At 55.9% G+C, this 20728-nt stretch carries 17 protein-coding genes; 12 read left to right on the forward strand and 5 right to left on the reverse strand.

Translation table 11 applies throughout. The features are described 5' to 3' along the window. Nucleotides 1-66: 66 nt before the first annotated feature. Together AB9F26_RS04895 and AB9F26_RS04900 are read right to left on the reverse strand one after the other, a co-directional pair. A complete protein-coding gene (locus AB9F26_RS04895) occupies nt 67-3936 on the reverse strand; it encodes an efflux RND transporter permease subunit (protein ID WP_369767422.1) in 3870 nt (1289 codons plus the stop codon). Then, entirely contained in the window at nt 3936-5210 is a 1275-nt protein-coding gene (locus tag AB9F26_RS04900; RefSeq protein WP_369755461.1) for an efflux RND transporter periplasmic adaptor subunit, read from the reverse strand. Before AB9F26_RS04900 ends, AB9F26_RS04895 begins: the two co-directional genes overlap by 1 nt. A gap of 351 nt (nt 5211-5561) precedes the next feature. Here AB9F26_RS04900 and AB9F26_RS04905 point away from each other — a divergent pair, with 351 nt between their 5' ends. The 3 genes from AB9F26_RS04905 to der all read left to right on the forward strand — a co-directional run bounded on the left by AB9F26_RS04905 (nt 5562) and on the right by der (nt 9285). Further along, nucleotides 5562-6221 carry a hypothetical protein gene (locus AB9F26_RS04905; protein ID WP_369767423.1) on the forward strand — a complete coding sequence of 220 codons (660 nt, stop codon included), beginning with the start codon at nt 5562-5564 and terminating at the stop codon, nt 6219-6221. Between the two features lie 75 nt (nt 6222-6296). Further along, on the forward strand, nt 6297-7718 hold the full coding sequence (locus AB9F26_RS04910; RefSeq protein WP_369767424.1) for a PQQ-binding-like beta-propeller repeat protein: 1422 nt from the start codon (nt 6297-6299) through the stop codon (nt 7716-7718). Nucleotides 7719-7818: 100 nt separating this feature from the next. Beyond that, nucleotides 7819-9285: a ribosome biogenesis GTPase Der gene (gene der / locus AB9F26_RS04915; protein WP_039001265.1), complete on the forward strand. Its 1467-nt coding sequence runs from the start codon at nt 7819-7821 to the stop codon at nt 9283-9285. A gap of 115 nt (nt 9286-9400) precedes the next feature. Here the strand turns inward: der and serS are convergent, their stop codons facing one another. Together serS and AB9F26_RS04925 are read right to left on the reverse strand one after the other, a co-directional pair. After that, on the reverse strand, nt 9401-10693 hold the full coding sequence (serS, locus tag AB9F26_RS04920) for a serine--tRNA ligase (RefSeq protein WP_369767425.1): 1293 nt from the start codon (nt 10691-10693) through the stop codon (nt 9401-9403). Nucleotides 10694-10740: 47 nt separating this feature from the next. Continuing rightward, on the reverse strand, nt 10741-11100 hold the full coding sequence (locus AB9F26_RS04925; protein WP_369767426.1) for a hypothetical protein: 360 nt from the start codon (nt 11098-11100) through the stop codon (nt 10741-10743). A gap of 174 nt (nt 11101-11274) precedes the next feature. Here AB9F26_RS04925 and yajC point away from each other — a divergent pair, with 174 nt between their 5' ends. The 9 genes from yajC (at nt 11275) to AB9F26_RS04970 (ending at nt 17519) form a co-directional block, all read left to right on the forward strand. Then, a complete protein-coding gene (gene yajC, locus AB9F26_RS04930) occupies nt 11275-11595 on the forward strand; it encodes a preprotein translocase subunit YajC (protein WP_052274717.1) in 321 nt (106 codons plus the stop codon). 49 nt (nt 11596-11644) lie between these two features. Then, nucleotides 11645-13309, forward strand: a complete 1665-nt coding sequence (gene secD / locus AB9F26_RS04935; RefSeq protein ID WP_369767427.1) for a protein translocase subunit SecD — start codon at nt 11645-11647, stop codon at nt 13307-13309. Between the two features lie 2 nt (nt 13310-13311). Next, nucleotides 13312-14271 (forward strand): protein translocase subunit SecF, encoded by a 960-nt coding sequence (secF, locus tag AB9F26_RS04940; protein ID WP_369755454.1) that lies wholly within the window; start codon nt 13312-13314, stop codon nt 14269-14271. Nucleotides 14272-14363: 92 nt separating this feature from the next. Beyond that, entirely contained in the window at nt 14364-14717 is a 354-nt protein-coding gene (locus AB9F26_RS04945) for an Mth938-like domain-containing protein (RefSeq protein WP_039001270.1), read from the forward strand. A gap of 42 nt (nt 14718-14759) precedes the next feature. Beyond that, nucleotides 14760-15380: a heme ABC exporter ATP-binding protein CcmA gene (gene ccmA / locus AB9F26_RS04950; protein ID WP_369767428.1), complete on the forward strand. Its 621-nt coding sequence runs from the start codon at nt 14760-14762 to the stop codon at nt 15378-15380. Further along, nucleotides 15377-16033 carry a heme exporter protein CcmB gene (gene ccmB, locus AB9F26_RS04955; protein WP_039001272.1) on the forward strand — a complete coding sequence of 219 codons (657 nt, stop codon included), beginning with the start codon at nt 15377-15379 and terminating at the stop codon, nt 16031-16033. The genes ccmA and ccmB overlap by 4 nt, the downstream gene beginning before the upstream one ends. Before the next feature lie 55 nt (nt 16034-16088). Further along, complete coding sequence (locus AB9F26_RS04960; RefSeq protein ID WP_335584833.1) at nt 16089-16817, forward strand: heme ABC transporter permease; 729 nt, start codon at nt 16089-16091, stop codon at nt 16815-16817. Continuing rightward, the gene (gene ccmD / locus AB9F26_RS04965) at nt 16814-16990 is read left to right on the forward strand and encodes a heme exporter protein CcmD (protein WP_369767429.1); all 177 of its coding nucleotides are present in this window, start codon (nt 16814-16816) and stop codon (nt 16988-16990) included. The genes AB9F26_RS04960 and ccmD overlap by 4 nt, the downstream gene beginning before the upstream one ends. Further along, nucleotides 16983-17519, forward strand: coding sequence for a DsbE family thiol:disulfide interchange protein (locus AB9F26_RS04970; protein ID WP_369767430.1), 537 nt, complete (start codon nt 16983-16985; stop codon nt 17517-17519). Before ccmD ends, AB9F26_RS04970 begins: the two co-directional genes overlap by 8 nt. 320 nt (nt 17520-17839) lie before the next feature. Here the strand turns inward: AB9F26_RS04970 and acnA are convergent, their stop codons facing one another. Then, on the reverse strand, nt 17840-20524 hold the full coding sequence (acnA, locus tag AB9F26_RS04975) for an aconitate hydratase AcnA (RefSeq protein ID WP_369767431.1): 2685 nt from the start codon (nt 20522-20524) through the stop codon (nt 17840-17842). Nucleotides 20525-20728 lie beyond the last annotated feature (204 nt).

Consider the following 20728-nt stretch of genomic DNA (forward strand, 5'->3'; position numbering starts at 1 on the left):
GGAAGAGACCTCAAGTCTCGCAGACAAAAAAGACCGGAGATAATCTCCGGCCTTTTGCGTTTTACACTACTCGGCAGCTTTTAACGGGGGGCCATCTTTTTTGGCGATCCCGTTCTGGAGTTCGCCGTCATTGCTTGCCGCACCGACATCCGCTTCGCGTAGGTAATCCTGCTTTGGGTCCGGCGCTTTGCCGGTTTTCTCAAGGACGCTCTCAAGTTCGCTGAGGTCGATATCCTCGGCGGGTTCCTCTTCAAAGCCGTCGCCTTGTGGCAAGGTCAGGCGGGTCCAGTCCAGTTCGGGAGCGTGGATTTTACGGGCGGCGGATTGGAGGGCCCAATCCTGTGCTGCCTTGCTGCTGCGTCCCATCGACAGCATCGCAAACAGGCGCGCGAGCCAACTTACATAGGTCCAGAACCACACTCGAATGGCGAGCATGGACGGGGTGAACACAAGCGTCAGAACGGTTGCAATCCCAAGGCCAAAGACCACGGCGGTCGCCAGTTGGTTCCACCAAAGGGCAGTGGGGCTGTTGACGGAATAGCCACCGTTGATGAAGTCGAGCGACAGGCCAAACATCATCGGCGCAAGGCCCGCCATCGTGGTGATTGTGGTCAGCAACACTGGGCGGATACGGTTCTGCGCCGTGCGGATAATCGCTTCAATGCGCGGCATGTAGCGCGCGTATTCCTGATAGGTGTCGATCAACACAATGTTGTTGTTCACCACGATTCCCGCCAAGGCCACGATCCCCGTTCCGGTCATAATAATCGAGAACGCTTGTCCCATCACCAGCATCCCGATGAGCACGCCCGTGGTCGAAAGAACCACCGCGATGAGCACCAAAATGGAGTTATAGAAGCTGTTGAATTGCGCCAGTAGGATCACAAACATCAAGGCCAAAGCGCCTGCGAAAGCTTTCATCAGGAAGGCGCCGGACTCCGCTTGCTCTTCTTGATCGCCCGTCCATTCCCATGCAACCCCCTCGGGCAAATTGCCGTCAGCGTCGAGCCATTCCGTGAGGGTTTCGATGCGCTCGGTGGGGTTTACGGGGATTGATTTGTAATCACCCGCGTCAATCTGCGACTGATAGGTGGTCCCGTTTGAACGCGTCAATTCAAGTTGGTCCTCGCTTATCACGACGGTTTCCATGCCCTCTTGCGAGGTGTCCTGAGGGACCAGTTTTACGAGGTTTGAATCAACCGCCGCTTTCACATCGAAATACCGTTGCTGATCAATCCGGTCGATCTGTGCCAGCTTTGCCACAGGCTTGCGGGTGGTGAAATTCGACAGCGGGACAAGTCCCTCGGAGGTGCGAATACGCAGGCTATCCAAGGTCGAAAGAACGCGGTCCGCTTCGGGTAAACGCACCCGAATTTCGATTTCCTCGTCGCTGGTATCGACCCGCATGGTGTCGAGCAGAATACCGCGCGTGACCAGCTGAACCATGCCGCCAACGGTGGCCACATCCGCGCCGTAACGGCCGGCTTTTTGGACGTCCACGTCGATTTGCCAATCAATCCCCGGAAGGGGAAGCGTATCGTCAATATCGGCCAGACCCGCCGTGTCTTCAAACTTCGCGCGTGCGATTTCTGTTGCAACAAGAAGCGATTCCCAATTGTCGGATTTCAGGCGCAGATGCACAGGTTTTCCAGAGCCCGGACCGCGCGACAAGTTCAGGATTTCGGCTTTGATACCCGGAATTTGAGCGAGTTTGACTTCGAGGCGCTCCAGCACCTTATTGCCATCATATTCAGGGTCGACGGCGTTGCGCTCGATGCCCCAAAACCATGGCACTTTGACGGTGGGGCGGTCTTCCCACGGGATCAGCTCGATTTGCACCTGACCGATGGCGTCACGCGGTGCGCCCGCGCCACCGTCGTTTTGGGTCAGGCCGCCGTCACCTGCGAAGGCAAAGGTGCTTTGCACACCAGTTTCATTGATAATAACCTCTTCGGCCTCGCGCAGGGCGGCGTCTTTTTCCTCAAGCGACAGGTTCCCGCGTTGGCGCACGTAAATGATCGCCTGCTCGGGTTCGCTTTCAACAAAAAACTCGACGCCTTTGTTGTTTTCGCCAAAGTATTGGAAGGTTGTCATCACAACGAAAATCACCGCGGCAACCGACACCAAGGGCATGATCGGGTTGCCCACAATGAACTTGATGAACAGGCCAAAGGGCGAGCGATGAACGCCTGCGCGCACCTTTTTCTCGCGTTTGGGCAGGGCCGCGGCCCCAAGGAACGCCGAGCTGGCAAAAGCCGAGATCATAAAGAGCACAGCTCCTGGAAGGATGGCCAGCACGCCCTCGGTTGGGGCAGTGCCGCCAAACAGATATCCGGGGTTGAGCATTTGCATCATGCCCAAGAACAACCCGTAGAGCGCGAAAGGCACGAACGCCGCGCGCACGAACCACGGGAGTTTGGTGATCAGCCACGCCGAGACGTGTTCAATGATCCGCGAGCCACGGCCAAACACGCCGCCCAAGACAGGCAGGTAGATGAGGGCAACTACAAGGGAGGCCGAAAGCACAAAGATCAAAGTGACGGGCAACATGCCCATGAATTGGCCGGGAACGCCGGGCCAAAACAGCATGGGCAGGAAGGCACAGAGCGTGGTCGCGGTGGAACTGACGATGGGCCAGAACATGCGTTTGGCGGCCTCGGTAAAGGCGTGCATCGGGCCGACGCCCTCTTTGATACGTCGGTCGGCGTATTCCACCACCACAATCGCGCCATCCACCAGCATCCCCACGGCGAGGATCAAACCAAACATCACGATGTTGGAAATGGTGATCCCCATCGCGCCCAAAAGCACGAAACACAATAGGAAGGACGTGGGAATGGAGAAGCCCACCAGAAGGGCGGAGCGGGTGCCAAGCGACGCAAGAACGACGATCATCACCAGCGCGATTGCCGTGAGAACCGAGCCTTCAAGCTGGCTCACCATCGACCCCACAGTGCGCGATTGGTCGTTGCTCGCCCCCACATGGACGGCGGCTTGCAACTGTTCGGGCCACTCGGCGCGGGCCTCTTCAACGGCGGCACGCACCTGCGCGGCGGTGTCGATAATGTTATAGCCTTTGCGTTTCACCACCTGCAAAGCGACGGTTGTTTCGCCATTAAAACGAGCGGTTCCTGTGCGGTCTTCAAACGTCAGACGGATATCCGCGAGGTCGCCAAGGGTCACAACACGGTCGCCGTTGGTTTTCACGGGCAGGTCAAAAATATCTTTGGCATCGTTGAAGCTTGAGGGGATTTTCACGGAAAACGCGCCATTAGGGGTTTCGATTTCACCCGCTGCGATCAATTGGTTGTTGTTGACCACAACGTTGATCAATTCGGGCGCAGTCACATTATAGGCTTCAAGGCGCAACGGGTCGATTGTGACTTCGACCATCTCGTCGCGATGCCCCGCAAGAGCCGCTTCCAGCACCGGCTCAAGGGCTTCGATTTTATCCTGAAGCTGCTTGCCAACACGCACCAAGGTGCGCTCTGGTAAATCGCCAGATAGATTTACAATGATGATCGGAAATTCGGAAAAGTTGATCTCGGTGATGGAGTATTTATCGGCCCCAGCGGGGAAATTCCCCTCAACGGTGTTCATCTTGTCGCGCACATCGGCGATGATTTTGGTCTTGTCCCAGCCGAATTCAAACTCCAGCGCCACGCCGCCATAGCCCTCAGAGGCGGTGGCGGTCATGGTCTTGAGGCCATCCAGATCAGACAGTTCGTTTTCCATCGGCTTAACCAACAGGGCTTCGCTGTCTTCGGCGGAAATTCCGGGGAAGGGGACAGAAACAAAAAGAGCCGGAATTTCAATATCCGGCTCGCCCTCCTTGGGCAGGTTCATGTAAGCCGCAGCCCCCGCGATCAGGGAAATCGCGATAAAGGCAACCACCATGCGGGCGCGTTCGGCGGCCCAATCGACTAAACCAGTCATCAGCTTGGCTCCCTATAGGTCACCGCGACGGTCACACCATCAATAACATATTCTTGGCCTGACGTAATCACGCTCACTTCTTGGGGAAGGTCCAAGACCCAAATCCCATCGACGCTATCGCGTAAAACGGACACTTCCAAAAATTTCACCACGTTTTGGTCTTCGACAACCCGAACCCCAAGGGCACCTTCGTCATTCAGGGTCAAGGACGAAGCGGGCAATAAATGCGCGTCCGACCCCGCGGAGGATACCACGATCTCCACCGTTTGGCCGTCGCGAATGGCGAGATCTGCGTTCGGCACGATTACCTCCACGCGGAAGGTGCGGGTCGCGCTATCGGCGGTGCGCGACAGGAATGACACGCGGCCAACGGCGTCCACACCCGAGGCCAAACGTGCGCCGGACATGGCCCCAACTTTGATGCGTTCCACATCGGTTTCCGGAACAAACCCGACCAGCTTAATCGGATCAAGCAATACGACCGTTGTACACAGAGCGCCCGGTTGCATCAGGGTGCCAAGCTCGGCGGTGTCTGTTTCCAACATGCCCGAGAAGGGGGCCAAAATGCGCAGACGTTCGATATCCCGCTCGGCGGCAACCACACGGGCCACGGCCGATTTGATGCCAGATTCGGCGGCGGAAACGGAGGCTTTTGCGCCCTGAACACCCGCGAGCGCGCTCTCATACGCGGCGGCGCTGGAGGCCACCCGTGTATCGGAGGCAAATCCACCCTCAGAAAGACGTTTGGCGGCGGTGTCGTTAATTTTTGCTTCAGAAAGGCGTGCATTGGCCTCGGCGAGGCGAGCATTGGCTTCAGGGACGGCGGCATTTGCGCGCTCAAGATTGCCCTCGGCATCCGCGAGGACAGAGGCGCGGGTGCCAATCTCGACTTCGCACAAAAGCTGGCCTTTTTCGATATAGCCACCCTTGCGCAGGGGTTCGGAGATAATCAATCCGGTGACTTCGGAGCGGATTTCAACTTTGCGGGCCGCTTCGGTTTGGCCACGCAGTAAGACCGCATTTTCAACAGGCTGGGCAACAGAGCGCAACGCGACGACAGAGACCATCGGGCTAGCGTTTTGCGTGTTTGTGACTTCGTCTGAGGCTTCGATTTGGGCCACGGAGGTGGGTTGGTCGCCTGCCTCAACCGTTTCTTCTACAACGACGGGGGTGTCATCTTTAAAGGCAAATCCCAAGAGCCTGTCGCGCTCAAATACGAGCAAAAATAAAAATAAACTTACCAAAATGGCAGAAATCACGGGTAATGGACGCATGGAACCCTCTTAAAAACATACTATGGTTGCCCGTCGGACAGGTGTTAATCACGTTCACATAAGTGGTTTTGGTTAGATTACAACTGAAATCTAACGTCAATTTACCTGAACTGTTCGGTTTAGTTTATTTATGCGGCACAGTGATTGCAAGTGATGAAGAAATGATTGATGGGGGAAAATGTTGCATCGAACCGCCCAGATATTCCCAACCAAGCCCGTGCATTTATAAAGAGCGACGCGGCGGGTCTTGGCAAGGCGTTCCGCTTCGGGGTATGAGGGGGCATACCGGACGCATTCGGGAAGACGAAATGCCCCCGCACAGACGGGTGGGCAGACGGGCAGGAGAACGACGTGAGCGATACAGACAGTTTTATTGACGAGGTAAGTGAAGAGGTCCGTCAGGATCGACTCTTCGGATATATGCGTAAATACGGGTGGGTCGCAGGTGCGCTCGTTTTGCTTTTGGTTGGGGGAACCGCCGTTAATGAGGCGAGACGCGCCTCAGCCCAAGCGTCAGCCGAGAGCTTTGGCGATGAAGTGATTACCGCGATGCTCAACAATGAATCCGCAGCCCGAGTCACCGAACTTGCGGTCATCCAAGCGCCTTCCCCACAGGCCAACGTCATTCTTGCGTTTTTGCAAAGTGGTGAAGAATCTTTGGGCAGTGAAGGCTCAGATGCCGCCATTGCAGCTCTTGATGTCATCAAAGCGAGCCCCGAGTCTGCGCAGGTCTATCGGGACCTTGCAGGTTTCAAGGCGGCATTGCTTTTGGGTGCGGGCGTTCCTGCTGCGGATCGCAAATCGGCTTTTGAGGCTCTCATCGTTCCAGGCAGCGCGTTCCGCCTGTTGGCCGAAGAGCAAGTGGCCCTTATTGAGGTCGAAATGGACGACAAGGACGCGGCGATCGCGCGTTTGAACGCCATTTCTCAAGATGCCGAACTGACGTCGAGTTTGCGTCAACGTGTGGAGCAATGGAAATTGGTTCTGGGCGTGAAAACAGCGACCGGCTAGAGAAAACGCGTCACCGCTTGAGAATGGCCTATTTGCGCCGTGAACTAGGGACGAGGAATTTGAGTGGAGCTTAACATGAACCCAGTGCTACCGAAATTTGCACTCGAGTCCGCCAAAACAACTTCTGTTTTCGCGCCCTCACGGTTCGGACTCAAAAAGGCCGCGCATCTTTTTGCGGGGCTTGCTGTGGTTGCTTTGTTGGCGGCCTGTGCCAAGGATGAAGTTATTCTTCCGGGCGAGCGGATTGGTTTGCGCGCGCCTTTTGGCGCTCAAGAGCCTGCAACCGCAATGGTTGTCGAAACCCGCGCCGAAGTTACGCTTCCGCCAGCGCCCAGCTTTTCGGCGCGTCGCCCCGTGACCAACAGCGCGTGGACCCATTCCAACGGGTCCCCACAACATCACATTGACCACCCTGCCTTGGCCCAAACCATCCGCCCCCTTTGGAGTGTGGATATCGGCGAGGGTGACAGTCGCAAGTACCGGATTTCAACCACCCCCGTCGCCAAAGACGGCCGGATTTTCACCATGGACAGCCAATCACTGGTCATGGCGCATAACACCAGCGGCGCGCTCCTTTGGAAGCGCAACCTGACGCCGATCACAGATTCGCCAGAGGATGTTTCGGGCGGCGGCCTGGCGATTTCGGGTGACATCTTGGTCGCCACGACGGGATTTGGCGAGATGGTGGCACTGGATGTGAAAACAGGTGGCGAAGTCTGGGCGCAACGGGTGGATGCAAATATCGCAAGCCCTCCGACAATCTATAACGGCTTGGTCTATGCCATTTCGCGCAACAATGTGGCTTGGGCGGTCAATCTGAGCGACGGGCGCGTTAAATGGCAATTGGCCAACGCGCCAAGCGATTCCGGCATCATTGGCGGCGCGGCCCCCGCGGCAACTAATGATGTCGCGATTTTCCCGTTCAGCACGGGCGAAATGATCGCCACCTTCCCGCAAGGCGGCGTCCGTCTGTGGAGCACGACGATTTCTGGCCGTCGCGTCGACTCGGCCTACGCGGGCATCACTGATATCACCAGCGAGCCTGTGATCCTTGGCAATACGGTCTATGCGGGGAATGCTTCTGGGCGCACGATTAAATTCAACCGCGCCAACGGCGATGTCGTTTGGACCGCGCAAGAGGGGGCTTATGGTCCCGTTTGGCCTGAGGGCAACTCGGTGTTTCTGGTCAACGATCAATCCGCCCTCGTGCGTTTGAGTGCGGCGACGGGCGAAACCTTGTGGAAAGTTGATCTGCCTTATTTTGTTGAGGAAAAGATCAAGAAACGCAAAACAATCTATGCCCATTACGGCCCTGTCCTTGCGGGCGGACGCCTTTGGGTGGGGTCGAGCGATGGCGTGCTACGCTCCTTTGATCCGCAAAACGGCCAGCTTTTATCGACGGTCCCGCTGCCTGAAGGGGCAACCACAGCGCCAATCGTCGTCAACAACACACTCTATATCGTCACCGGCGATGGGGCTTTGCGCGCCTATCGCTAGGTGCGGCACCCCGATATCTTAGGAATTCTTTACGCAGGGGCTTTCCGTTCCTGCGCAAATCATGTTACGGACGCGCCTGATCCGTGCATTGGAGCATAAAATGAGCTTTACCCTTGCCATCGTGGGCCGCCCGAATGTGGGCAAATCCACTTTGTTTAACCGTTTGGTCGGTAAACGTCTTGCGTTGGTGGATGACCAACCGGGCGTCACACGAGACCTGCGCGAAGGTGCCGCGCGGCTTGGCGACTTGAATTTCACCGTCATTGATACGGCGGGCCTTGAAGAAGCCACGGACGAGAGCCTTCAGGGACGCATGCGTGCGCTCACTGAACGTGCCGTCAGTATGGCTGACATCTGCCTGTTCGTGATTGACGCGCGCGTCGGGGTGACCTCCACGGACCGCGTGTTTGCCGAAATCCTGCGCAAAAAGAACGCGCATGTTATTGTTGCCGCGAATAAGGCCGAGGGAAACGCCGCCGAAGGGGGCGTGCTCGAGGCCTATTCTTTGGGCCTTGGCGAGCCTCTTCGGCTATCTGGTGAACACGGCGAAGGCATGTCGGATTTGTATTCGATGTTGCTGCCGATTTCCGAGGAACTTGCCGCCAAGACCTATTCGGCCGAGCCAGAAGTCGATGTTGACGTCTCGGATGATGACGAAGAAGAAGGTCCCCGCGTTCCGACCAAAGAACAGCCGCTGCAAATCGCAATTTGTGGGCGTCCCAATGCGGGGAAATCCACCCTTGTGAACCAACTTTTGGGCGAGGAGCGGATGCTTGTTGGTCCAGAGGCGGGGATCACGCGCGATGCGATCTCGGTGCAGACTGTTTGGGAAGGCACACCTGTGCGCGTGTTTGATACCGCAGGCATGCGCAAACGGGCTAAGGTGCAGGAAAAGCTTGAGAAACTCTCGGTTTCCGATGGTATTCGCGCCGTTAAGTTCGCCGAAGTTGTGGTGGTTTTGCTGGACGTTGAAATCCCATTTGAGACCCAAGACCTGAAGCTTGCCGACCTTGTGGAACGTGAAGGGCGCGCGGTTGTTATCGCTGTTAATAAATGGGACACGGAACCGGATAAACAATCTAAACTCAAGCAGTTACGCGAGAGTCTTGAACTGCATTTACCCCAGTTGCGCGGCGTGCCGATGGTGACGATTTCGGCCAAAACCGGCAAGGGCATGGACCGTCTGCACGAAGCGATCATGAAGGCCCATGATGTTTGGAACACACGGATTACGACAAGTCATTTGAACCGCTGGTTGATGGCGATGGTTGAGGCGCATCCGCCGCCCGCACCGTCGGGTCGTCGGATCAAATTACGCTATATGACACAGGTGAAAACACGCCCACCGGGGTTTGTGGTGATGTGTAGCTTGCCGGAAAAATTGCCCGAAAGTTATTCTCGGTATCTTGTCAATGGATTGCGGCTCGACTTTGAAATGCCAGGGACTCCGATCCGTCTGCATATGCGCAGTCAGGCGTCGCAGAATCCGTTTAAGGATAAGAAGAAATCGACGCCGTCGCGTTTGCGCAAGCACCTTGGGAAACCGACCGCCAAGAAGACGTGGTAGGGCGTTTTTTAAAAAGTTTAAAACCTCTGAGAGGCACTTTTTAAAAAGTTTAAACATTCTGGAATAAAAAAAGGGGCCTCAACGGGCCCCTTTTTCGTGTCTTGTGGGAAGTGGCTTAGGCCAAAGCGCCCTCGGAGGTGATGCGGGTTTTGCCGCCGAGGTAGGGGTGCAAAACGGCGGGGAGGGTGACGGAGCCGTCGGCTTGTTGGCCGTTTTCTAGGACCGCAATGAGGCAGCGTCCGACGGCGAGGCCGGAGCCGTTTAGGGTGTGGACGAATTCGGGTTTGCCGCCGTCCGCAGGTTTGAAGCGGGCGTTCATGCGGCGGGCTTGGAAATCGCCTGTGGTGGAGCAGGAACTGATCTCGCGGTAGGCGTTTTGACCGGGGAGCCACACTTCGATATCATAGGTGCGTTTTGCGCCAAAACCGATGTCGCCTGTGCAGAGTTTGACCGTGCGATAGGGCAGGTCGAGTTTCTCAAGGATGCCCTCGGCGCATTTGGTCATGCGCTCAAGTTCGGCGTCCGACTCGTCGGGATGCATGATCGAGACCATCTCGACTTTTTCGAACTGGTGCTGGCGCAACATACCAGAGGTGTCGCGGCCTGCGGAGCCAGCTTCGGAGCGGAAACACAAAGTATGCGCGACCATGCGGCGGGGCAGGTCTTCGGCGGCGAGGGTGCCCTCGGCGACGCTATAAGTGAGGGGGACTTCGGCGGTTGGCACGAGCCACCAGCCGTTGGTTGTCTGGTAGCTGTCTTCGCCGAATTTGGGCAATTTATCGGTGCCTGTCATGGCGTCGTCGCGGACCAAAACGGGCGGGTTGATTTCGGTCAGGCCGTTTTCATCGACATGGGTGTCGAGCATGAATTGGGCGAGGGCGCGGTGGACGCGGGCGACGGCACCTTTGAGCATCACGAAACGCGCGCCCGAGATTTTGCCAGCGGTTTCGAAATCGAGGGAGGCCGCGGTGCCTGCCAACTCAAAATGTTCCTTGGGGGCGAAATCATAGGTGGGGAGGGTGCCCCATGTGTGCATTTCTTGGTTTTCGCTCTCGTCCGCGCCCTCGGGCACATCGTCGGCCACGATATTGGGGATGACCATCAGCATGTCGCGCAGGCGGGCGTCTTCAATCTTGGATTCTTCTTCGAGGGTAGCGATTTCGGCCTTTTTCTCGGAGACCAGCGCACGGAGGCGTTCAAACTCGGCGTCGTCGCCACGGGCCTTGGCCGCGCCAACTTCTTTGCTGGCCTTGTTGCGGGTCGCGAGGGCCTCTTCGGCGGCCATGATTTTCTCACGGCGGGCGGTATCAACGGCGAGGATTTCGGAGGACAAAGACGACAGGCCCCGACGTGCCATAGCGGCATCAAAAGCGGCGGGATTTTCGCGGATTTGGCGAATGTCGTGCATGGGAGCTGTCCTTTATTGGGGTGATCTTGGAGAGCTTTTAGCGCGTTTTATTTGGGTTGGGAACCTTTGGTTTTACGACGTTTCAAAAATCGTTCTAGACGTTTCGCAAATCGTTCTAAAGGATTTGGGAGCCGGTCAAGAAGGCGCTTCACCTGCCAGGCTAGGACTGGACCGAAGGTGTAAGTGAAGGCTTGAATGTAGCCACTTTTTCGAACGTCTGGGTCAAGGCTTTCTAGTTTGGGGCTCCAAATTGGATAGGAGTACAGATAGAAAAGCCAGCAAAGGGGCAAAACCGCCAAAACTTGTACAAAGATGCCCGGTTTATAGGTCGCGATCGACGAACCCACGCGTTTTAGGCGCAGCCAAAGGGCTTGAAGGATATTCGGGTTGTTCTCAGAATCACGCATTAAGACCTCAATTCAGTTGCAATAGTGTTAGCGCTGCACTGGCATTGGGACAACAGGCTGCATATGTCCTGTGGGGTCGGGTGTTTAGCTTGTGATTCTGTAAACGCGCCTTTAGGGTGCCCGCCAGCCAATACGGTGCAAATGCACCACTAAACCCAAGAAAAGGACGACCAAATGTTCGTGACCCCTGCATATGCCCAAGCCGCTGGTGGCTCTTCCAGTGCTATCTTGCAATTTGTGCCCCTCATCGCGATTTTCGCCATCATGTATTTCCTGATGATCCGCCCCCAGCAAAAGAAGCTCAAAGAGCACAAAGCGATGGTTGCGGCGCTGCACCGTGGCGACCAAGTGGTCACACAGGGCGGTTTGATCGGCAAGGTTTCCAAGGTTAAAGATAACAATGAAGTTGAAGTTGAATTGGCCGAGGGCGTAAAAGTGCGCGTGGTTCAATCGACGATCGCGCAGGTTTTGAACAAGACAGAACCAGCTAAATAATCAACAAAAACAATATCCTAATACGATTGTCTAAGAACAGGCGGAAAAGATGCTGAGTATCGCTTTATGGAAGCGGATTACCATTTGGGGACTCGTTGCCCTTGGTGTGGTCCTTGCGCTTCCCAATGTGTTTTACCCACGGGTAGAGCGCCACAACGACGCCGTTGCGGCGATTGAGGCTGGGTTTAATACACCCGAAAATCAGGCAGAAGCGGCGCTTTGGCCTGATTATCTGCCGTCAAATCTGGTCAATCTGGGGCTTGATCTTCGCGGCGGGGCGCATTTGCTGGCGCAAGTGAACCTCGCGGAAGTTTACGCGTCGCGGATGGAGGGCATGTGGCCCGATGTGCGGGATGCGTTGCGGGTTGAGAGCGATGTTGTTGGCGGTGTGCGTCAGGTAAAAGACGCGCCCGAGGGCGAATTACACGTTCAGATCAACACGCCCGCCGGATTGCAACGGGCGATTGAGATTGTGCGGACATTGGCGCAACCCGTTGTAAGCCTTACAAGTATCGGCCACACCGATCTGGAAGTGACGGGTGAAGGCGACGTTATTGTTGTGAAGCTGTCGGAGGCCGAACGTGTGGCAACCGATTTGCGGACCATGGCAACATCGCTTGAAATCGTGCGCAACCGTGTGGATGCGGCAGGCACGCGCGAGCCGACAATTCAGAGCATTGGCGAGGATCGTATCCTTATTCAGGTGCCCGGAATTGGTTCGGCGGAAGAGTTGAAAACACTGATCGGTTCGACCGCGAAGTTGGAATTTAAACCTGTGACTGGGCGCGCAACAAGCGCCGATGCACGGACGGATTCGCGCAACGAAGTCCTTAAGTCGGTTGACGAAGAGGGTGTCTATTACATTGTCGAGAAAACGGCTGTTGTGACGGGTGAAGACCTGACCAATGCGCAACCGAGTTTTGACCAAAATGGCCGTCCCGCCGTGAGCTTTACGTTCAACGGGTCTGGGTCGCGCAAATTTGGCGATTATACGCTGGAAAACATCGGGTCGCCGTTTGCGATTGTCCTCGATAACGAGGTGATCTCGGCGCCGACCATCCAAAGCCACATTCCAGGTGGATCGGGGATTATCACGGGGAACTTTGATATTGCCGAAACCACGCATCTGGCGATTTTGCTGCGGGCGGGGGCGTTGCCAGCCAAGATGACTTTCCTCGAAGAACGCACTGTTGGGCCAGAATTGGGCCAAGACAGTATTGATGCTGGGCGGATTGCTTGCATCATCGCCTTTGCGGGTGTGCTGATCTTTATGATGCTATCGTATGGAATGTTTGGCCTGTTTGCCAATATCGCGCTAATCATCAACGTCGGGCTTATTTTCGGCATTCTGAGCGTCTTTGGCGCGACCCTGACCCTTCCCGGGATTGCGGGGATCGTTTTGACGATTGGTATGGCGGTGGATGCCAACGTGCTGATTTTTGAGCGGATTCGCGAAGAACTCAAGGCGGCGCGCGGGCCTGTGCGGGCGATTGAACTTGGCTATGAAAAAGCGCTGAGTGCGATTATCGACGCGAACGTCACCACACTGATTACGGCGTTTATCCTGTTTGCCATGGGCTCTGGCCCCGTCAAAGGCTTCGCGATTACGCTGGGTATTGGCATTATCACATCGGTCTTTACGGCCATTTTCGTGACCCGTTTGATCATTGTGATGTGGTTTGAACGTACACGTCCCAAAACGATCGAGGTATAAAGATGCGTTTGAAACTTGTTCCTTCGGAAAGCAATTGGGATTTCTTTTCGACCACCAAAATCACTTTGGGCGCCTCGGCGCTCGCGGTGGTGGTGTCGGTTATCTTGTTCTTCACCATGGGTCTGAACTTCGGAATCGACTTTAAGGGTGGCACAACCATCCGCACGGATTCCGACATTTCGGTGGACGTGGGCGCCTATCGGGACGCCCTTACGCCGCTCAATTTGGGCGACGTATCGATCACGGAAATCTTTGATCCCACCAATGCCGATTTGAATGCGGCACAAATCCGCATCCAAGCCCAAGAGGGCGCGGAAAGCGTGTCCATCGACATGATCACATCGGTGAAAGAGGCGCTTCTGGCGACCGACAGCACCCTGACGTTTCCAGAGGTCAATTCGGTAGGCCCGAAGGTCTCGGGCGAGTTGGTGCAAACGGCGGTTCTTGCGATTGTGGCGGCGATGGCGGCGGTGTTGTTTTACATCTGGCTGCGGTTTGAATGGCAGTTTTCGGTTGGCGCGGTTGTGGCGCTTATCCACGATGTGGTGCTGACGATCGGGGTGTTTAGCCTTGTGCAAATCCGGTTTGATCTGGCGATTATTGCGGCACTTTTGACCATCGTGGGGTATTCTCTCAACGACACTGTGGTTGTGTTTGACCGTGTGCGCGAGAACTTGCGTCGCTATAAAACACGGCCCTTGCGGGATGTTTTGAACCAGTCAATCAACGAAACCTTGAGCCGTACCGTGATGACATCGGTAACCACATTGATCGCGCTAATTGCCCTGTTTATCTTGGGTGGCGACGTGATCCGCGGGTTTGTTTTCGCGATGATTTGGGGCGTTGTAGTCGGGACATATAGCTCGATTTTCGTGGCCTCCGCGATCCTGTTGCGCCTTGGTGTGACACGCGATTGGTCAAAAGAACAAGGTGATCCCGCCGCGGAACAAGCGGAAGCTTAAAACACAGTGCTGGCCCATAACGGGCTGGCATTTTTTTTGCCTTGGCGGTCTCCAGACTTGTCGGACTTACGAATTAGGGGTAAAAACACGTTATGAAATTTACCGAAGTAACATATGGCGATGTGGTTCCTGTGGACGGTTACGGCCCCGGATTTTTTCGCATTTTGGGCGAGGTTCATACAGGGCCGATGGCCTTGATGCCGAGCGGTGTTGTTGAATGGCAGGGGTTTGATGACCTCGCGCCATTGCTAAAAGCTGCCGATGATTTGGACGTATTGTTTGTGGGCGTTGGGGCCGAGATTGCCGCGCTTCCTGCGGGTGTGCGCGCCGCCCTTGAGGGGGCTGGCATTGGCGTGGAACTGATGGCGACGCCCACGGCCTGTCGGACGTATAATGTGCTTTTGAGTGAGGGGCGGCGCATTGGGCTTGCGGCCTTGCCTGTCTGAATTCCTTGCATTTGTTGGGCGCAATAGTCTAGGCCTTTCCCTATGATATTGCAGGTTGAAAATCTTACAGTGCAGCGCGGCGGCGTCGCGGTCTTGGCGGGGGTTTCCTTTGCGCTGGACGCGGGGCAGGCCGTTTTCTTGCGCGGTCCTAACGGGATCGGCAAGACGACGCTTTTGCGCACCTTGGCGGGGTTGCAACCCGCCGTGACGGGGGCGATTTCGGGCGCGCATTGGCCAGAGGGTATCGCCTATGCCTCGCACGCAGATGGGGTGAAACCGACGTTGACTGTGGCCGAGAACCTATGGTTTTGGGCGCGTGTTTTTGGCACGGTGGAGATTGACGCGGCCCTTGATCAAATGAACCTGCTGGATTTGCGAGATCGCCCCGCGCATACGTTGTCGGCGGGACAAAAGCGGCGGTTGGGGCTGGCGCGGATGCTGGTGACGGGGCGGCCGATCTGGGTGATGGATGAACCAACGATTTCACTGGATCGGGACAGCACGGCGCTTTTTGCACAGGCGGTGCAAGGTCATCTCAGTGCTGGCGGGGCGGCGGTGATTGCCACCCATATCGACCTTGGTTTTGACGCGCAAACCCTTGAACTTGCGCCGTTTAAGGCGGCCCGCATGAGTGACGCAGATTTTGATGAGGCTTTCCTGTGAGAGCGCTTTTCTGGCGGGATATTCGCCTTGCTGTGCGGTCGGGCGGCGGCTTTGGGCTTGGGCTTGCGTTCTTTTTGATCGTGGTAGTGTTGATTCCATTCGGGGTGGGACCGCAGACCAGTGTGCTACGGGTGATCGCGCCGGGGGTTTTGTGGGTCGGGGCGCTTTTGGCGTGCCTTTTGTCGCTTGATCGCCTTTTTGCGCTGGATTACGAAGACGGCTCGCTTGATCTTATGGCGACTTCGCCCCTACCGCTTGAAGGGGTTGTGGCGGTAAAAGCCATGGCGCATTGGGTGACGACGGGGGTGCCGCTGACGCTGGTTGCGCCTGTTTTGGCGGTGCTTTTGAATATGACGCCGGAGGCATTCGTGTGGTTGGTGGCGACGCTGGCGATTGGCACACCTGCGCTTTCGGTGATCGGCACGTTTGGCGCGGCGCTGACGGTGGGGTTGAAACGCGGTGGGTTGCTGTTGTCGATTCTGGTGTTGCCGATGTATGTGCCGACGTTGATTTTTGGGGCAGAAACTCTGCGCCGTGGAGCGAGTGGCATGGAGGTACAAACGCCTCTGCTTTTGCTCGCGGCCATCACGCTTGCGTCCTTGGCAATCCTGCCTTTTGCCTCGGCTGCGGCAATCCGTATCAACCTGCGTTAACACAAACCCGTGTAGGGTGATTGCGCAAATGTTTAACTCAATTTAGGGTCCGGCCATGTCACTTTGGGAATATGCAAATCCGCGAAAATTCATGGTAACCTCCGGCACTATCTTGCCGTGGGTGATTGCGCTTGCGGTCGTGACGTTGGTCGGCGGTCTTGTTTGGGGGTTCTTCTTTACGCCTGAAGATTATCGCCAAGGCGCGACGGTGAAAATCATGTTTTTGCACGTGCCAGCGGCGCTTATGGCGATCAATGCGTGGTTGATGATGTTGGTTACGAGTTTGATCTGGCTGGTGCGGCGGCACCATGTGAGTGCGCTGGCGGCCAAAGCGGCGGCACCGATCGGCATTGTCATGACGCTGATTGCGCTGATTACGGGCGCGATTTGGGGGCAACCGATGTGGGGGACCGCGTGGGAATGGGATCCGCGTTTGACGTCTTTCCTTATCTTGTTGCTATTTTACCTTGGCTATGTGGCCCTTTGGGAAGCGATCGACAATCCTGATACCGCCGCCGATTTAACGGCCGTTTTGTGCCTTGTCGGATCTGTTTTCGCGCTTTTGTCGCGCTATGCGGTGCTGTTTTGGAACCAAGGCCTGCATCAAGGGGCGAGCTTGTCGTTGGACAAAGAAGAGAATGTCTCTGATGTTTTTGCCTATCCGCTGTACCTTTGTATGGCCGGTTTTATCCTCTTGTTTGTGGCGCTTGTTTTGATGCGTACACGGACCGAAATTCGTGTGCGGCGGTTGAATGCGCTGCTGGCAAGGGAGCGTTCGGTATGATGCCAGAACTTGGAAAATATGCGAGTGAAGTCATGGCGGCCTATGCCGCCACGGCGGTTTTATTGGCGGTGTTGATTGCCATGACCGTGGTGAAAAGCCGCCGCGTTGCGGATGCGCTGCGTGAAGTTGAAAATCGGCGTGAAGCGCTTAAAAACAGGAATGAAAATGGCTAGAATATCACCTTGGGCCGTTGTCCCCCCCCTCCTTTTTGCGGGGCTTGCAGCCGTTTTCTATGTCGGCATGTACCGCGAGGACCCGAGTGCTTTGCCAAGCGTTCTTATTGGCAAAGAGGTGCCCGTGTTAACGCTTTCCTCGTTTGAAGGCAGCGACGTGCTCTCCGCCGAAACCCTCGCGCTGCCAGGTGTGAAGCTGGTGAATTTCTGGGCAAGTTGGTGCGTGCCGTGCCGTGCCGAACATCCGCAGCTTGAGGAAATGGCGCAAACGGGCATTACAATCCACGGCTTGAACTACAAAGACAAACCAGAGGCCGCGGCGCGGTTCCTAGCTGAGCTTGGCGATCCCTTCGCGACAATTAGCGCGGATGATACGGGGCGCACGGGGCGTGATTGGGGGGTATACGGGGTTCCGGAAACCTTCGTGATCGATGGTGACGGAGAGGTAATTTTGCGCTTTGCTGGCCCGATTACCCAGCGCGTGATGAAGGAAACGATCCTTCCCGCCATAGAAGAGGCCACCCCTTAAGAGGGGAGGCCCGAGAACGCTGGGCAACCCTAGTGAGGAGCGTGCGTCAGAAAAATTAATAATAGAAATCCGGCTGTTTCGAGCAATGGCCATGAGAATGGCAGTCCTACGGGAATCAATTTTATCTTGGAAATTTTCATACCTAGAGTGTCGCATCTATTTATTAACAAGGCTAGAACGCCAATGGCTCCATAGGCGGTCTCTTGGGAATTTCACTGTTTCCAACGAAGGGTACTTTCGCCTTTAAGATGTAAAAAGGCGCCCCGCAAAACCTGCGAGGCGCTTAAGTTGTCTAGATTCGGTAGTTAAGCCTTTGAAACTTAGGACTTAGCAAGGTTGCGCAGCACATAGTGCAACACGCCGCCGTGTTCGACGTACTCAACTTCAATCGCAGTGTCGATCCGGCACTTGAGCATGATCTCTTTGACGGAACCGTCCGCCATCGTGATCGTGCAGGGCACCTCTTGGAGGGGCTTAATGCTGTCCAAACCGCTGATTGAGACCGTTTCTTCGCCAGTGAGGCCAAGCGTTTTGCGCGTGTCGCCGTTTGTAAATTCGAACGGGATAACGCCGAAGCCAACGAGGTTGGAACGGTGAATACGTTCAAAACTTTCCGCAATCACAGCTTTGACGCCGAGGAGGGCCGTTCCTTTGGCCGCCCAGTCACGTGAAGAGCCCGCACCGTATTGTTCGCCGCCAAAGACAACGAGCGGTGTTCCGGCATCTTGATAGGCCATGGACGCGTCGTAGATCGAGGTTTCTTTGCCGTCGGGACCGTTTGTATAGCCGCCTTCAACGTTGTGCAGCATCTCGTTTTTGATGCGGATATTGGCGAAAGTGCCGCGCATCATGATCTCGTGGTTGCCGCGACGCGAACCATAGGAGTTGAACTCCCGTGGGGCGACTTGGCGCTCGATCAGATACTTACCCGCAGGGCTTGTGGTCGCGAAACCACCCGCTGGAGAGATGTGGTCGGTGGTGATCATATCGCCCAAAACGGCCAGAACTTTGGCGTCGTGGATGTTGGTGATCACACCTGGTTCGGGGCTCATGCCTTGGAAGTACGGCGGGTTTTGCACGTAGGTCGAAGTTGGGGGCCAGTCGTAGGTGACGCTATCTGTGGTTTTGACGCCCTGCCATTTATCGTCGCCCTTGAAGACGTCGGCATATTTGCTTTGGAAGGCTTCGCGGGTCACGGTCTTTTCAACCAAATCCGCGATTTCCTGTGTCGAGGGCCAGATGTCTTTTAGGTAAACATCATTGCCGTTTTGGTCTTGGCCAAGCACGTCAGATGCAAGGTTAATGTCCAAGGTTCCGGCGATGGCATAGGCCACAACGAGGGGCGGCGAGGCAAGGTAGTTAGCGCGCACGTCGGGGGAAATACGGCCCTCAAAGTTGCGGTTACCAGACAGAACGGAGGTTGCCACGAGGTCGCCTTCGGCGATGGCGGCGGAGATTTCCGCTTGGATCGGTCCCGAGTTACCGATGCAGGTTGTGCAGCCGTAACCGACGAGGTTGAAGCCGAGTGCGTCGAAGTCTTCTTGCAGGTCAGCCGCCTCTAAGTAGGCAGAAACAACTTGCGAACCGGGCGCGAGGGACGTTTTGACCCAAGGCTGGCGGTTAAGACCCAAAGCGCGTGCTTTGCGGGCAACGAGACCCGCGCCGATCATCACGTAGGGGTTGGAAGTGTTGGTACAGGAGGTGATCGAGGCGATCACAACTTTGCCCGATTCCATTGTGTAATCTTCGCCTGTGACAACCACTTCTTTGCCCATTGGACGTTTGAAGGTTTCTTCCATTTCGCGACGGAATTCGGTTTTGCCGTCTGTCAGTGCGACGAAGTCTTGTGGGCGTTTTGGACCGGAAATCGCAGGAACGATTGTGCCCATATCGAGGGACAATGTGTCGGTGTAAATCGGGGAATAATCCGCGTCGCGCCAGAAGCCGTTCTCTTTGGCATAGGCTTCGACGAGGGCAATCCGGTCTTCGTCGCGGCCAGAAACACGCAGGTAGCGGAGCGTTTCGTCATCGATTGGGAAGAAGCCACATGTTGCGCCGTATTCTGGCGCCATGTTGGCGATTGTCGCGCGGTCAGCGAGGGGCAGGTGATCAAGACCCGCGCCATAGAATTCAACGAATTTGCTGACAACGCCTTTGGCACGCAGCAGTTCGACAACTTTGAGCACAAGGTCGGTGCCGGTTGTGCCTTCGACCATCGCGCCTGTCAGCTCAAAGCCAACAACTTCGGGGATGAGCATGGAGATCGGCTGGCCGAGCATCGCAGCTTCGGCCTCGATGCCACCAACGCCCCAACCAAGAACAGCCAAACCGTTGACCATAGTTGTGTGGGAATCGGTGCCGACGAGCGTGTCGGGGTAAGCAACTTCGTTGCCGTTTTGGTCGGTGTCCGTCCAAACAGTTTGCGAGAGATACTCAAGGTTCACTTGGTGACAGATGCCTGTCCCTGGAGGAACAACGCGGAAATTGTTAAAGGCGGATTGGCCCCATTTCAGGAAGGTATAGCGCTCCATGTTGCGCTCATATTCGCGGTCGACGTTCATTTGGAACGCACGTGGGTTGCCAAATTCGTCGATCATCACGGAGTGGTCAATCACCAGATCAACAGGGTTGAGCGGGTTGATTTTCTCAGGGTCACCACCGAGGGCGACAATCCCGTCGCGCATCGCGGCAAGGTCAACCACGGCAGGAACGCCGGTGAAATCTTGCATCAAAACGCGGGCAGGGCGGTAAGCGATTTCGCGCGGGTTTTTGCCACCGTTGGCACCCCATTCGGCGAAAGCTTTGATGTCGTCAACCGAGACGGTTTTGCCATCTTCAAAGCGCAGCATGTTCTCAAGAACAACTTTCAGCGCGGCTGGCAATTTGGAGAAATCGCCAAGGCCTGCGGCTTGGGCGGCTGGGATGGAATAGTAGGAAATGCTCTTGTCGCCCACAGTGAGTGTTTTGCGGGTCTTTGAGGAATCGTGTCCGACGGTGATGGGCATGTTGGCCTCCCTTTATAGTGAAAATAGGGTATCGCTGGAGGGGTTTTGGACCAGTTTGACTCGATAATCAAGAGGGGAGCACGTCTATTGTATACCATTGTACACGATTTTTACGCCAAGAGAGGGTTTTTTCCCGATTTTGACGCGCGGGCACCACACGCGGCGCTCGCAAATGGTTGATTGGCGCTTTTACTGGTGTTTCAA

Source organism: Falsihalocynthiibacter sp. BN13B15 (assembly GCF_041205415.1).
Taxonomy (GTDB): domain Bacteria; phylum Pseudomonadota; class Alphaproteobacteria; order Rhodobacterales; family Rhodobacteraceae; genus Falsihalocynthiibacter; species Falsihalocynthiibacter arcticus.